The organism is Mesorhizobium sp. WSM4847, from assembly GCF_055811335.1.
Genome location: NZ_JBVVPY010000001.1, coordinates 560356 through 573549, shown reverse-complemented (window position 1 = coordinate 573549; position 13194 = coordinate 560356). Strand labels below are relative to the sequence as shown.

General features: G+C 61.8%; 12 protein-coding genes. 7 read left to right on the top strand and 5 right to left on the bottom strand.

Going from position 1 to position 13194, the window contains the following annotated elements:
- Window positions 1-193: hypothetical protein (locus AC0L28_RS02695; RefSeq protein WP_473475369.1), on the top strand; the 193-nt coding region annotated here is incomplete at its 5' end.
- A 106-nt stretch (window positions 194-299) separates the two neighbouring features.
- On the opposite strand, the gene AC0L28_RS02690 is transcribed toward AC0L28_RS02695, so the two are convergent.
- Both AC0L28_RS02690 and AC0L28_RS02685 read right to left on the bottom strand, forming a co-directional pair.
- Window positions 300-2819 (bottom strand): caspase family protein, encoded by a 2520-nt coding sequence (locus AC0L28_RS02690; protein ID WP_473475367.1) that lies wholly within the window; start codon window positions 2817-2819, stop codon window positions 300-302.
- A gap of 1217 nt (window positions 2820-4036) precedes the next feature.
- Entirely contained in the window at window positions 4037-4255 is a 219-nt protein-coding gene (locus AC0L28_RS02685) for a hypothetical protein (RefSeq protein ID WP_128172239.1), read from the bottom strand.
- A 157-nt stretch (window positions 4256-4412) separates the two neighbouring features.
- On the opposite strand from AC0L28_RS02685, the gene AC0L28_RS02680 reads away from it, so the two are divergent.
- Window positions 4413-4652 carry a hypothetical protein gene (locus tag AC0L28_RS02680; protein ID WP_023801273.1) on the top strand — a complete coding sequence of 80 codons (240 nt, stop codon included), beginning with the start codon at window positions 4413-4415 and terminating at the stop codon, window positions 4650-4652.
- Between the two features lie 12 nt (window positions 4653-4664).
- On the opposite strand, the gene AC0L28_RS02675 is transcribed toward AC0L28_RS02680, so the two are convergent.
- Window positions 4665-5024, bottom strand: coding sequence for a response regulator (locus AC0L28_RS02675; protein WP_023801272.1), 360 nt, complete (start codon window positions 5022-5024; stop codon window positions 4665-4667).
- Window positions 5021-8116, bottom strand: a complete 3096-nt coding sequence (locus AC0L28_RS02670) for a CheR family methyltransferase (RefSeq protein ID WP_473475365.1) — start codon at window positions 8114-8116, stop codon at window positions 5021-5023. The genes AC0L28_RS02675 and AC0L28_RS02670 overlap by 4 nt, the downstream gene beginning before the upstream one ends.
- Window positions 8117-8284: 168 nt before the next feature.
- Between AC0L28_RS02670 and AC0L28_RS02665 the strand changes: the two genes are divergently transcribed.
- Together AC0L28_RS02665 and AC0L28_RS02660 are read left to right on the top strand one after the other, a co-directional pair.
- The gene (locus tag AC0L28_RS02665) at window positions 8285-8482 is read left to right on the top strand and encodes a hypothetical protein (protein ID WP_023801270.1); all 198 of its coding nucleotides are present in this window, start codon (window positions 8285-8287) and stop codon (window positions 8480-8482) included.
- Window position 8483: 1 nt separating this feature from the next.
- Window positions 8484-9080: a response regulator gene (locus AC0L28_RS02660; protein ID WP_473475363.1), complete on the top strand. Its 597-nt coding sequence runs from the start codon at window positions 8484-8486 to the stop codon at window positions 9078-9080.
- 115 nt (window positions 9081-9195) lie between these two features.
- On the opposite strand, the gene AC0L28_RS02655 is transcribed toward AC0L28_RS02660, so the two are convergent.
- Window positions 9196-9465 carry a hypothetical protein gene (locus tag AC0L28_RS02655; RefSeq protein WP_027153502.1) on the bottom strand — a complete coding sequence of 90 codons (270 nt, stop codon included), beginning with the start codon at window positions 9463-9465 and terminating at the stop codon, window positions 9196-9198.
- A gap of 249 nt (window positions 9466-9714) precedes the next feature.
- On the opposite strand from AC0L28_RS02655, the gene AC0L28_RS02650 reads away from it, so the two are divergent.
- Genes AC0L28_RS02650 through AC0L28_RS02640 form a run of 3 tightly spaced genes read left to right on the top strand, consistent with a single transcriptional unit; the run spans window position 9715 to window position 13174 of the window.
- Entirely contained in the window at window positions 9715-10821 is a 1107-nt protein-coding gene (locus AC0L28_RS02650; protein WP_473475361.1) for an NAD-dependent epimerase/dehydratase family protein, read from the top strand.
- Window positions 10818-11885, top strand: a complete 1068-nt coding sequence (locus AC0L28_RS02645; protein WP_473475359.1) for an NAD-dependent epimerase/dehydratase family protein — start codon at window positions 10818-10820, stop codon at window positions 11883-11885. Before AC0L28_RS02650 ends, AC0L28_RS02645 begins: the two co-directional genes overlap by 4 nt.
- On the top strand, window positions 11882-13174 hold the full coding sequence (locus AC0L28_RS02640; RefSeq protein ID WP_473475357.1) for a TIGR04295 family B12-binding domain-containing radical SAM protein: 1293 nt from the start codon (window positions 11882-11884) through the stop codon (window positions 13172-13174). Before AC0L28_RS02645 ends, AC0L28_RS02640 begins: the two co-directional genes overlap by 4 nt.
- Window positions 13175-13194: the final 20 nt, after the last annotated feature.

Genomic DNA, 13194 nt, shown 5'->3' with positions numbered 1-13194 from the left:
CCCGCCACCCCCGCCTCCTCCCGAAGAAGGAATGATTACGGGAGGTGGGGCAGCAGGCTCGTCCGCGACCGGTTTGACCACTTTCCTGGCGGCCACCGGTTTGGGAGCCGGGTTGACGACCTTCCGCGGCGCCGGGGCTCTGCGAACGACCTTCGGCGCCGGCGCGGGCGTCGCCATCAGCGGCGTCGGTTGAAGGGGTGGCCAGGATGTGCAGCCCATGATCCCCGCCAAGGCGATGGACAGAGTTATCCCGATTGTTGCCTGCTTCCGATTTCTGCCCACCATTGCCTCCTTGTTGATCAGAACAAATCGCGACGCGGATTGGCTTGTTCCCAGACCGCCCTCGCCACTTTGACCAGTTGCTTGTCGACAGAACCGCTCAACGGAATCTTCGACTTGAGTTCCCCACGCAGTTGCTTCAACGCCGCCGTTTTCGGCTTGGTCCCGAATTGCGCCAACGTCGCCCGGGCGTCAGGCAGCTCATTGCGAAGATCGAGCGCAACTGTGAATGCCAGGAAACGCACGGCGACGGCCTGATCGGCCTTGTCGCCCTTTTGCATCTCGAGGGCCGCGCGATCATAGGCGCCGGACTGGTCACCGCGCGAGGTTGCCAGTTCAAACAGACGTTGGGCTTCATCAAGGTCCTGCTCCACGCCAACGCCATCACGGTACATGCGCGCAAGACTGCCCGGCGCATAGGGCTGGCCGAGGTCGATGGCCTTCTGAAAAAGCGCCAGCGCAGCCTTCGGATCCTTCTCGACGCCCTGGCCGCTGAGGTAATTGCGACCGAGCAAGTTCATCGAATACATGTCCTGGCGCTCGACGCCGGCCTTGAGGAAGGCAACGGCACGGGCCTGATCGGCGGGCACGCCGTTGCGGCCTTCGGTGAAGATCGCGCCGAGATCGTTCATGGCATAGGTGTGCCCCATCGATGCCGCCTTGAGCAGCAGGTCCAGCCCCTTGCCGGTGTCGCGCTCGACGCCGTAGCCATGGAACAGGGCACGGCCCCATGACGTCATCCCGTAGGGATCGCCCTTGTCGGCCGCAGCCGCGTAGAAGGTGTTGGCCTGCTTGCGGTCGACAGCCTGGCCCGTTCCCGTCGCATGGAGGTAGCCGAGTTCGAACACCGCGCGCACGTGCCCCCTGTCGGCGGCCTGTTGGATGGCTTTCCTGGCCTGGTCGACCTTGCCGGATGCAAGCAGCGCGCGTCCCAGTTCATAACGGAAGCGGGCGACATCGGGATACGCCTTCACCGCAGCTTCGCACAGCTTCACCGCGTCGGCGCCGATTTCATTTGGCAGCAGGCCGGGGACGACGCCCTGAAGGTCGAGAGGCTCGCCGGCAGCCAGGTCGCACGGATCGACGCTCGGCGACAGTTTCATCTTGGCGGGTTTGGCTGCGCCGCTGTCCGCCCGAATTTCGAAGGCGATCTCGACCGGTGCGCTGGCTCCGATCTGGGGTTCATAGCGCAGCCCCTCGACTTCGCCGACCGTCAAGCTCGATTCGGGCGACAGGGTGCGATCCGGCAGGGAGAGCGTCCCCGTTGCCGGATAGTTTGTGACTTTCAGGCTGACCGCCGCATCTTCTGTCGGGACGTCGAGGTTCAGGGCAACGGCGCCGACGCCGACCGGAACGTCGACGTCCCGGTTCTCGATCGCCTCGGCCGCACCGGTGACATGAATGCCGCGCTGCAGCACCTGCTGCTTCTGCTCGGCTTCGAGCGAGGCCATCACCTGTTCGCCCTCGGCTCCTTCGCCGCTCTTGACCCGGAACACCAGCATGCCCTTGGCTTCGCCGCCCCAACTGTCGCGTGCGGCATAGGCCAGCATATCCATCTCTTCCGGCTCGCCAGTTCCCTTGGGGACATCCAACTGCAAACGCGGCAGATCCTTGCCCTGGATCAGGTCTCCCGCCTCGATGACCTTGCCGTCCAGCATCAGGCGTCCCAAGGCGGGTGGTCTTTCGATGCTGACGGTTATTGTCCCGCCATCGACCTGGACCGGTTCGGGAAGGTCCAGATCGGTGGGGCCTGCCCCGGACAGCACGACCTTCTCCAATACCGGCGGCAGCGATGGGCGGCTGATGCGACGCATCAGAACGACTTCGTCGATCAGCGAAGAGTTCTCCCAGGGAACCTGCAGGCCCTTGGTAGCCTCAACCACATCCCGGCGGACGGCCGACATGACCGTGCGGATCTCCTGGTTCGGGGCGAGCGCGCGACGAGAAAACGCCGATGAAAAAGGACTGAGGTCGCCGGCGCCGTCATAGGCGACCGCGCCGGGTTCGGTGGCGAAAGCAATCAGCGTATTCAGTGAGCTTCTTACTTGCGCAAGGCCGGTGCCGCTGGCGGTAAGAAGCTGGTCCCTGAGCCAATAGTCCTTGCGAGGGAATGGATTGTTGCGGCAGGCATCGAGGATGATCACCTGGATCTTCGATTTCGAACGCATCTGCTGCAGCACGTCGTTCAGCTTGATTGCCTGGACCTCGACGTCCGCCGCATCTTTCAACGAGGCATCGACAGGGATCAGGAAATTTTCGCCGCCGATCTGAAAGCCGTGGCCGGAATAGTAGACGACAGCCACATCCGCGCCGTCCACGGCGGCAAGATAGTTGCGGAACTGATCTTCAAATTGCAGCTTTGTAAGATTGCTTGCAACGAAAACATCAAAACCAGCCGCTCGAAACGTGTTGGACACGTCCACCACATCCTTGGCCGGGTTCTTGAGGGCCGAGATTTCCTGGTAATCGGAGTTGCCGATTACAAAGGCGACCCTTCGTTCGACTGCAGAAGCGTCGAAAGTCGCGACGCTTGCGAGCATCAGGGCCGCAACGAATCCGCAACGTCGGAGCATGGCAAATCCCTTAACCGTCGTTACCTGGCGACCACAAGAACACAGCTTGCAGTGCCAAGGTCCGTTAGAGAGCATGCTATCTGCCGAGACAGAAAAGAGAGAAAAGCCGTCGCGACAGCGGTATATTCCTCACTTGATCGATCCCTAAATTACATCAGAGCCCGAGTGTCCGCAATGATCGTCAAAAGGTTTCTCAACTATTTGCCCGTGGTCGATTTGGCCCCCCTCGGACCAGGCGCGGCCGGCATACCCTTGACTTGCGCACGCATCACGCGTCAGGGCGCCTGAGGTTTTCCACTGCTAATGTCGGCCTGCCCCTGATTTTTACTAGCCACCATTTCCGCGACTCAATTAGCGTCTGCTTATGGAGCACCGGCACGCCATTCGACGGATCAAGGAAGGGCTTTGGGAGGTCTATGACATAGACGACAATAGGGTTGTCTTCGCAGACGGGGTGGCTCTGACAAATTTGCAGGATGAGGAGGCACTCGACGCCCTGGAGTTGCTAAAAAGTGGATTCCTGGTTCCGAGCAGCGCTCCCGCGAGATGGGGCACTGAAGGCGGATAGCCGGCACGCAAAAGCGCCGCCGCTTGGCGGGCTCCTGGATGCGTTCGCTCATCGAGATCTGCCACCTATTTCGGGCACGTCGCAGCCGCGATGCAGAAGCTGTGGATCAAGTCGCGAGGCTCAGCGCGCCGCAGCGTGGCAAAACGAAAAATTCTCCTTCGTTTGGTTGATGCCGGAACAGTGCTCCGTCCGTAAGTTCGTGCTATATATTAGTAGGAGCTGTTATGAGGTTTTTGCCCGTTCAGGAACCGACCAACACATGGGCCGTGTTCGATACGACCGTGGATGTGCCGGCGTACTTCGCTGATATTTGCCTTATCGGCTTGCCGCGGGAGGGGGCGGAGTGGCTCGCGGCAAGGGCCAATCAAGATGCGTTGGCAAGAAGCAGCAGGATCGGCCGGCTCTCGTCTCCGGAGACTGAGCACGCCGTGCTTCCGATACGGAAATGCCAGAAATCGCTTACACCAGTAGGAGGGAGTTCAACGACGGAGGAAGAGGCCGCTGCGTTGGCAGCCGGGTACCAGCAGCCACAGTAAGTCCGATATCACCAGCGATACAGCCATTGGTTCTGGGCAAGACCATCCAGCTTGCCCGGTTCCTGCCGGAAAGATCGCGGTTATTGCTGATCCGGCATCTCGGTATTCTCTTGGGGGTTCTTTTCGATGCCCGCGGCAGGCGAGGTGTCGGCCGGGGCGTTCCCACCCTGGTTTTGCTCAGGGGCTCTTGTGAGTGGCGAGGTGCGCCAGCCCATATCGGCATACAAAAAGCCGATGAGAAAGCCGACGATGATGATCGCTGCTATGACCAGCGAAAGTATTGCGTTACGTCGCTCCATGTCCGGCTCCTTCCTGCGAGCCGAACAGCCAGTATCGAAAATGGTTCCCATCCAGCGGCAGGTCGTGGAACTTCGCACCGTGCCGGCGGTTGACACGCAGGGCTGCGAGCGGTGAACGAAGCCTCCGTTGTTTCCGTCGCAGCAGGAAGGAGACACCATGGCCAACAAGAAAACCACATCGAAACCGGCAATCCGGCAGGCAAATGCCGCTGGCTTGCGACGTCCAAGGCGGGATGCTGACGATACGGATGCCGGAGCCAGGCCACCGACGCCGAAAAGCGCGGGAGCCTCGAAGCCCTCCACCGCTCCGCTGGACAATCCGGTGGCCAACCGCAATGCCGGCCGGCCGCGCCAGCAAGGCGCCACGCCGCGACCGACCGAAAAGCCGCTGGACTGAAGGGCAAACGAGCTAGGACGTCGGGACCAATTCCGCCAAGGCTCTGAGAATGGCCGCCTGATCTGCCGGCTTGCGAACAAATCTAGCGTTGGCGAACGCGGATGGAACATCGCGCGGCCCAAAGCCGGTCAGGCACGCGAACGGAATATGGCGGGTTTTTAGTTCTTCTGCGATCGCCAGGCTCGTTTCGCCATGCAGTTGAACATCCAGCAGCGCCACGTCGACAGGATTTTCGCCGATAAGACGAAGGGCCGCCGCCACCGAAGGGGCCGGGCCGATCACCTGATGTCCCGAATCGCGCAGACAAGCAGCGATGTCCTCGGCGATGAGCCATTCATCCTCGACCACCAGAACGCGCAGCGGGTCGGTCACGGCGTCTCCTTGCGCAGCATCGGGAATGTGATCTGGACCTCAAGACCGTCACGGTTGAAGGTGGTCTCGACGTTTCCGCCAAGCCGGTAGCCGATCTCACCCTGCAGCAGGGAAAGTCCGAAGCCATTAACTTCAGGTTTTCTGACCGGCGGCCCGTGTCTCTCGCGCCAGGCGAGCGTGAACATATCGCCCTCGCCAGACCATTTCAGCACGATCCTGCCCTCGGGCTTCGACAGCGCGCCATATTTGGCGGCGTTGGTCGCCAGTTCATGAATAGCCATGCTAAGGGAAAGGCCCTGCTGCGGGCTAAGCTTCACTTCAGCGCCGTCAAGTTCGAACCGGTCAATGCTGAAAGGTTCGAGCTCCTGATGCAGCAATTCGTTGATCGAAGCTTCTTTCCAGCGCTCCTTCGACAGCAGACCGTAAGCCCGCGACATGGCGTGCAGGCGACCGATCAGCGCTTCGGCGAATTCTTCCTTCGATTCCGAACTTTCACGGGTGCGGTTGGCGATGCTGGCGACCACCGCCAGCATATTCTTGACGCGGTGGTTCAGCTCCGAAATGAGCACCCGGTTTTGCTCTTCCGCCTCGGCCAATGTGGTGACATCGACCAGCGTGACCACGACGCCCTGGATCCGGTTGTCCTTATCGCGATAGGGATTGATGCGAACCATGTAAAACCGGCCCCGATTGTCGCGCGCCAGATGGTTCAGGGTCTCCCCGGTTTCGAAGACAGCATCGATGTGCTGTTTCAGCTCGGGATAGTCGAGCTGGCTCGAAAGCTCGGTCAGCGGCCGGCCGACGTCGGAGGGACGCAGGCTGAAGAAAGACGAGGCCGCCGGCGTAAAGGTCCGCACCACCAGATTGCGGTCGAGGAAGATGGTTGCGATCTGTGTGCTCTCGAACAGATTGCGCAAATCGCTGTTGGCGCGGTCGAGCTCTTCTATCTTGCTGGTCAGCTCCGAATTTATCGTGTTGAGCTCCTCGTTGAGCGACTGCATCTCCTCCTTCGAGGCCTCAAGCTCCTCATTGGTCGACTGCGCCTCCTCGTTGACGGAGACGAGTTCCTCGTTCGACGATTTCAGCTCTTCCAGCGCCGTTTCGTACTCCTCGATCGTCGACTGCAGTCGCTCGCGGGTTTCGCGCAGCTCCCGCTCGAGATCAGCAGCGCCTTCGCTGCTACGGTTTTCGGGCCCAACATCGGACCGCGCCTGCACCGGCCCCGTCGGTTCGAACAGGACGAGATAAAGCCGTTCGCCCTTGCCGCGTTCCGCCAGGGGCTCGACAGTGAGTTTGATCGACAGGGCCTGTTCGTCGTCCTCGTCGACGACGACATTTTCCCGCACGACGGTGCGGCGCGTCGTGGCGGCTTCCCGCAATGCCGCGCGCAGGTCGAGCCTTAGCCCGGAGCGGGCCAAAGTCAGCACCTGCCGGCTCGGAATGCCTTGCGGCGCTTCGAGATATCGGCCGGTCCGCGCCGAATAGTAGACGACGTCACCGTCGCCATTCACCACAACATGCGGCGGCGCGAAACGCTCCAGCACTTGTGCCTCGACCGCCTGTCGAAGCGGATAGCTGGCGGTTCGCTTGTTCGGCCCCGTTCCTTCAGGCAGGAAGGCGCCTGAACGGCCATCGCCGATCAGCATCGGCAGCCTAATGTGTGGCGAGGCATGCTCGCGCGCCTGAAAAATGCGCTGCTTCTTGTCGACGGTGGCGAAGAGGTCGTCGTGCTGGCCGACGCTTTCGGACGTGCCGAGGAAAAGATAACCGCCCGGCTTCAACGCGTAGTGGAAGATCGGGATGACCCGGCTCTGGATGTCCGAGCCGAAATAGATCAGCAGGTTGCGGCATGAAACCATGTCCATGCGTGAAAAAGGCGGGTCGCGGACGATGCTGTGAGGGGAAAAGACGCACAGCTCCCGGACCTCGTTGGCAAGCACGTAGCTCTCGCCGTCGCTGCTGAAAAAACGCTGCCTGCGCTCGGGCGAGACGCCCTGCAGCAATGCCGCCGGGTAACGCGCCGCGCGCGCCACCGCAAGCGCGGGCTCATCGATGTCGGTCGCAAATATCTGGACGCGTGGCACAACCGAAAGCGTCTCCATGTGTTCGCGCAACAGCATGCCGATCGAGAACACCTCCTCGCCGGTGGCGCAGCCAGGTACCCAGATCCTGACGGCGTCGCTGGCGGTCTTGCCCTCGAACAGCTGCGGTACGACCTTCTCCTCGAGCAGCTTGAACGCGTCGGGATCACGGAAAAAATCGGTGACGTTGATCAAAAGGTCACGAAAAAGGTTCGCCACCTCGCGAGGGTCCTTCTGCAGCCATTCAACATACTCTTCAATGGAATCAAGCTGTCCGATTTGCATGCGCCGCTTGATGCGCCGCAGGAATGTCTTGGTCTTATAGCCTGAGAAATCGTGGCCGGATTGGCCCTGCAGAATGCCGTAGATCTCGTCGCGGAGCCGACCCAGTTCTGCCGTCTCGTGCTCGCCGCCTCCGGCAACCCCGTTCAGCATGTCGAAGCTGCGGGCGAACCCCTCGAGCTTCGCGCCGATCTCCTCCGCCGGCGCCGCAATGTCGATCAGCCCGCTGGAGATCGCACTTTTCGGCATGTCCGGGTTGCGCGGACCGTAGCCGTCGGGAGCCTGGGCGACCGTCAGTCCGCCACGCTCCTTGATCGCCTTGGCGCCAAGCGTGCCATCGGAATCGCCGCCCGACAAAATGACGCCAACCGCATATTCGCCCTGATCCTCCGCCAACGCGCTAAAAAAGATATCGATCGGCTTGCGCTCGCGGCTGAGCACGTTGGATGGCCGCAGGTGCAGCACTCCCCGCTCGATCGTGAGAACGACGTTTTGCGGCATCACATAGACGTGGTCGGACAGGACAGTGGTGCCGTCCTCGACGACAACAACCGGGAGTTGCGTGTAACGTCCGACGACCTCATGAAGCAGGCTTTCGCGCTCGGGGCTGAGATGGGTGACGATGACGAACGCCATGCCGGGCTGGCCGGTGATGCCTTTGAACAGGCCCTCCATTGCAGGAATGCCGCCGGCCGACGCGCCGACGCCCACAATTGGAAATCTCTTCACCTGAGATGTCACCGCAAGCCCTCGGTTGAACAGCCTAGACGACAAGGCCGCCAAATCGACCCAAAACCCCACGACCGGGCTGAACGCAACGCCCAGCATATAACGTGCGCGAGGGCCGGAACAAGTCCGTGCAGACGGCGTTAAAGTCGGGATTATTGTGGAACTCCAATGTCAAAGCGCACACCTGAGCTGAAGCTGACAAGACGAGCGTCGTTGCGCTTCGAGGATTTGCTGAGTTTGCCGGGAAACGAATCCATTCCGCCGCGCATGCTTGTTTTGGCGAAGCGATTGCAGGCAGCCTTGCAGGAACATTCCGAACAGGCCCGTGCGGACACTTGCAAATCCCGCTCGAAGAAAGGGCGATGAGGTGCGCGATCTCCGAGGAGTGCGCATCCTGATTGTCGAAGACGATTGGGTATTGGCCGGCGATCTTGCAAGATATTTCGGCAGTATGGGCGCGGTCGTCCTTGGCCCTGCGGCGACTGTCGAACACGCCTCAATGCATACCGAGATGGCTGAGGCCGCGATCCTCGACGTCAATCTCAACGGCCGGCGGGTGTTTCCGATCGCCGACGAACTGATGCGCCGCGGCGTTCCCTTCGTCTTTTTCAGCGGTGACGAGGACATCGTCATTCCCGAACGTCTCCGCCACGCCAGCAATCTTCGAAAATCGTCGGATAGCAACGCCGTCTTCGACGCCTTGTTCCCTCCGGAAAAATCCGCCCTTGCCGGTCGCCCTGCCGTGAACTTGTCGGACAACGTGTTTTCACTTCTGCCGAAGCTCAGGCTCGCGGCGCGGCTGCTTCTGGGCGACGTCGGTGCTTCCGATCGGCTGGTCGAGCGAACACTGGAGCGCGCCATCGGCGAGATCGACAGGCGGCGGCCCGGTGTATCGACCGAAGACTGGCTGAACGGCATCATGCGAAACATTGCCGGATCGGGCGGAACCAGCCTGCTGCACTGAGATTGGTTTTCTAACAGTCTGAAAAGTAGGCGAAAACAGCCATCTATAGTTAAGTCCTCTATCAGAACGCGAGGCGGGCCTAAGAGCTACCCGACAGCGCTGAGTAGCAGCTTCCTCAGCCGTTCTTGCGGTCGATGAATTTGTTGAACCGGCTGTTTTTTCCGGAGCCGGTTTCGTCCTGGTAGAGGAAAGTCAGATCGTTCTCGTCGAAAATCCGGAAGAACTCATCCCATTCGATGGGTTCGAGCTTCTCCTCGGGCTCGCCAAAATCGATCCGCAAGATGCCGCCCTCGCCCCTGGTTCGTACAACCGCCGGTCGGCCACCACGATCTTCGGCCCATTGGCGGATCTCGTCATGATTGGTGGTTGTCTTCGATTCAGACATTGGAACCTCCTTTGATCCAGATCTTGCAGGCGTGTGGCCTCCTGGCTTGCGCCCACGGGCCGCCCACGGACCGGATGACCGCCCCTAACACCAAAGAAGCTGCAATGTTCCAGCGCATCGCCCAAGGCTCGTTCGCTGTGCGTTCACCTCAGGTTGCAGCCTCGCCAAAACCATCTTTGTTGAAGCAGAGGGAACAAACCTTTTGCCAAACAGTTCGGGGCGCCAAGGCCAACTGCGTAAGGAGTTGTCGTGAAACGCATACTGGTTACAGGAGGGTGCGGTTTCATCGGCCGCCACGTCGTCCAGGAACTCATTGAACATGGTTACTCTGTCTGCATTCTCGATGCGCTGCTGGAACAGGTGCACGGCAGCGAGGCGATCAGCCTGCCGGCAGGAGCCGAACTGATCAAAGGCGACGTTCGCGATCGCGCCGCCGTCGCCGAGGCGCTGCAGGGCGTCGACGCCACCGTCCATCTCGCCGCCGAGGTCGGCGTCGGCCAGTCCATGTACGAGATCGCCCGCTATGTCGGCGCCAACGACCTCGGCACCGCCACCCTGCTCGAGGCACTGATCAAGCATCCGGTCGAGAGGATCGTCGTCGCTTCGTCGATGAGCGTCTACGGCGAGGGTCTCTATGCCACGCCAGGCGGCCGGCGCGTCGACAATGCACGGCGGCAGGCCAGCGACATCAAGAGCGGCCAATGGAATCCGCTGTCGGCGACGGATGAAAGCCTATCGCCGCTGCCGACAGACGAGGAAAAGCCGGTCGACCTCGCCTCGATCTATGCGCTGACGAAATATGCCCAGGAGCGCGCCGTGCTGATCTTCGGCGATGCCTATGGCGTCGACGCGGTCGCGCTGCGCCTGTTCAACGTGTTCGGCGCCGGACAGGCGCTGTCAAATCCGTACACCGGCGTTCTGGCGAATTTCGCTTCCCGCCTCGCCAACGGCCAGCGGCCGATGATTTTCGAAGATGGCGAGCAGAAACGCGATTTCGTGCATGTGCGCGACGTCGCCCGCGCTTTCCGCCTGGCGCTGGAACAACGCCAGGCGCGCGGCCACGTCATCAACATCGGCAGCGGACGCGCCTATGCGATCAGCGAGGTCGCCCGGCTGCTCGCCGACGCCATGGGTGTGCCGGACCATCGGCCTGATATCCTCGGCAAGGCGCGCGCCGGCGATATCCGCAATTGCTTCGCCGACATCTCGCGGGCGCGCGAACTGCTCGGTTTCGAGCCGCAGCACCGGCTGGAGGATTCACTCGACGAGTTCGTCGCATGGGTGCGCAACACGGCCGCCATCGACCGCGGCGCCGACATGAAACGGGAACTCGAAGAGCGGGGACTGGTATCATGAAGCCGGACGGTTTTCGTGAAGCGCCGGTTGCCATCGTCGGCGGCAGCGGCTTCATCGGCTCGAACCTCGCCGACAGCCTGTTGTCGGATGGGGTGCCGGTGCTGGTCATCGACAATCTCAGCCGCCCGGGCGTCGACCAGAACCTGGCCTGGCTGACGCAGAAGCACGGCAATCAACTTGCCGTGGAAACCGCTGATGTCCGGGACGAAGACGTGCTGGCGCCGCTTTTGGCGCATGCCAGGGCGATATTCCATCTCGCCGCGCAAACCGCCGTCACCACGAGCCTGGCCCAGCCAAGCGAAGATTTCGACATCAATCTGCGCGGGACCTTCAACGTTTTGGAAGCGGCTCGCCGCAGCGGCAGACGCATTCCCGTGATCTTCGCCAGCACCAACAAGGTCTATGGCGGCCTGCCCGACGTCACAGTGCGCGAAGAGGACGATCGGTGCGTGCCCTGCGATGCCGGCATCCGCGCCAACGGCATAGACGAGGCCTGCGGCCTGGATTTCTGCACCCCCTATGGCTGCTCCAAAGGCGCGGCCGACCAATATGTGCTCGATTATGCCAAGTCGTACAATCTGCCGACCGCGGTCCTGCGCATGAGCTGCATCTACGGGCCGCGCCAGTTCGGCACGGAGGACCAGGGCTGGGTCGCCCATTTTCTGCTCAGCGCGCTTTCCGGCCGGCCGATCACGATCTACGGCAACGGCAAGCAGGTGCGCGATATCCTTCATGTCAGCGACGCCGTTGCGGCCTATCGCGGGGTACTTGCCGGGATCGACGACATCAAGGGCCAGGCATTCAATCTCGGTGGCGGACCGGGCAACGCCGTCAGCCTGCGCATGCTGATCGAGGAGATCGGCGAGCTGACCGGGCGGAACCTCGCGATCCGCTACGACCGGGAACGCACCGGCGACCAACCTTTCTTTGTCGCCGATACCCGCAAGTTAGAAGCGACGCTCGACTGGAAAGCGCATGTCTCCTGGCGCGACGGCGTCCGCGATCTCGCCGACTGGCTCCGGCGCCATCGCCTCGAGCCTGAACCAGCGAGGTACGTGGCATGAAAGTCGCCCTGGTCAATCCGTTCTGGACCTACGAGGACAGCATCTATTTCGGCTGCCGCCAGCCACATCTGCCGCTGGAATTGGGCTACTCGAAAGCCTCGCTGGAGGCCGACAGCCATCAGGTGCTGATGCTGGACGGGCAAATCCAGAAGCTCGACAACGCGGCACTTGCCGATCGCGTCGCCGCTTTCGCACCGGCCATGACCGTCGTCAGCACGGCGCCGACCTACTTGTTTTGGCGCTGCGCGCCGCCCGAGCTGCGTGTACCAGCGGACTTCCTCAACCGCCTCGCCCGGCGGGGCGGCCGCACAGTGGCTGTCGGGCCGCACGGCTCGGCGACGCCGGCGCCGACGCTGCGCAAGCTGGGCGTCGATGTCGTCGTGCGCGGCGAATGCGAAGAGGTCGTCGCAGAACTCGCCCGCCGTCACGATTGGAGCGCCGTGCCACACACCGCCCACCTCGACGAGGGAAAACTTGTCGGCAATGGCGGCGTCCACACCAGTTCGTTTGTCGATCATCCGCCGCTCAGCTGGCCGTCCGATTGGATAGCCGCGCATTCGCACCATCACCACCGATTCGATGACAATCAGCTGGGTTTCGGCGCGGAGGTCGAGGCATCTCGCGGCTGCCCCTACAATTGCAGCTTCTGCGCCAAGATGGATTTCCGCGACGCCTACCGCCGCAGGAGCCACGATGCGATCATCGCTGAAATCGATCGGCTGATATGGCAAGGCGTCGGCTACATCTATTTTATCGACGAGATATTCCTGCCGCAGAAGGCGCTGCTGGAGGCACTGGTCGATCGCGACGTCAAGTTCGGCGTGCAGACCCGCATCGATCTTTGGAAGCCGGAGCTCCTGGAATTGCTTGGTGCGGCCGGCTGCGTTTCGATCGAAGCCGGCCTTGAAAGCCTGACGGTGGAAGGCCGGGCCATGCTGGCAAAGCGTTGCCGGCTGGGCACCGAGGAACTGGCCGCTTTGCTGGTCGATGCACGACGTCACGTTCCGTTCGTCCAAGCCAATCTGATCGGCGTCGTCGAGGACGATCCGGCTCTGGTCGACCACTGGCGCAAGCACCTCATCGACCGCGGCGTGTGGGCCAACGAGCCGGTGCCGCTCTATCCCTATCCCAGTTCGCCCAGCTATCGCGAGCTTTGGGGCGAGCCCGACGATCTCGCCTGGGAGCGCGCCCACGAGCATTATCTGGCCTCGTTCCGGACGTTCAGCGATATCCAGGAGAAGCGCCCCCGCGCGCTGGCCGAGTTGGAGGCGACATGTTGCAGTCACTGATCCGCCGCCCGCGGCGAATC

Bases quoted from the DNA above. Each gene is read 5' to 3' on its own strand.
- AC0L28_RS02690 (WP_473475367.1), bottom strand. From the start codon at position 2,819: ATGCTCGCAAGCGTCGCGACTTTCGACGCTTCTGCAGTCGAACGAAGG.
- AC0L28_RS02685 (WP_128172239.1), bottom strand. From the start codon at position 4,255: ATGGAGCGACGTAACGCAATACTTTCGCTGGTCATAGCAGCGATCATC.
- AC0L28_RS02680 (WP_023801273.1), top strand. From the start codon at position 4,413: ATGGCCAACAAGAAAACCACATCGAAACCGGCAATCCGGCAGGCAAAT.
- AC0L28_RS02665 (WP_023801270.1), top strand. From the start codon at position 8,285: ATGTCAAAGCGCACACCTGAGCTGAAGCTGACAAGACGAGCGTCGTTG.
- AC0L28_RS02655 (WP_027153502.1), bottom strand. From the start codon at position 9,465: ATGTCTGAATCGAAGACAACCACCAATCATGACGAGATCCGCCAATGG.
- AC0L28_RS02645 (WP_473475359.1), top strand. From the start codon at position 10,818: ATGAAGCCGGACGGTTTTCGTGAAGCGCCGGTTGCCATCGTCGGCGGC.
- AC0L28_RS02640 (WP_473475357.1), top strand. From the start codon at position 11,882: ATGAAAGTCGCCCTGGTCAATCCGTTCTGGACCTACGAGGACAGCATC.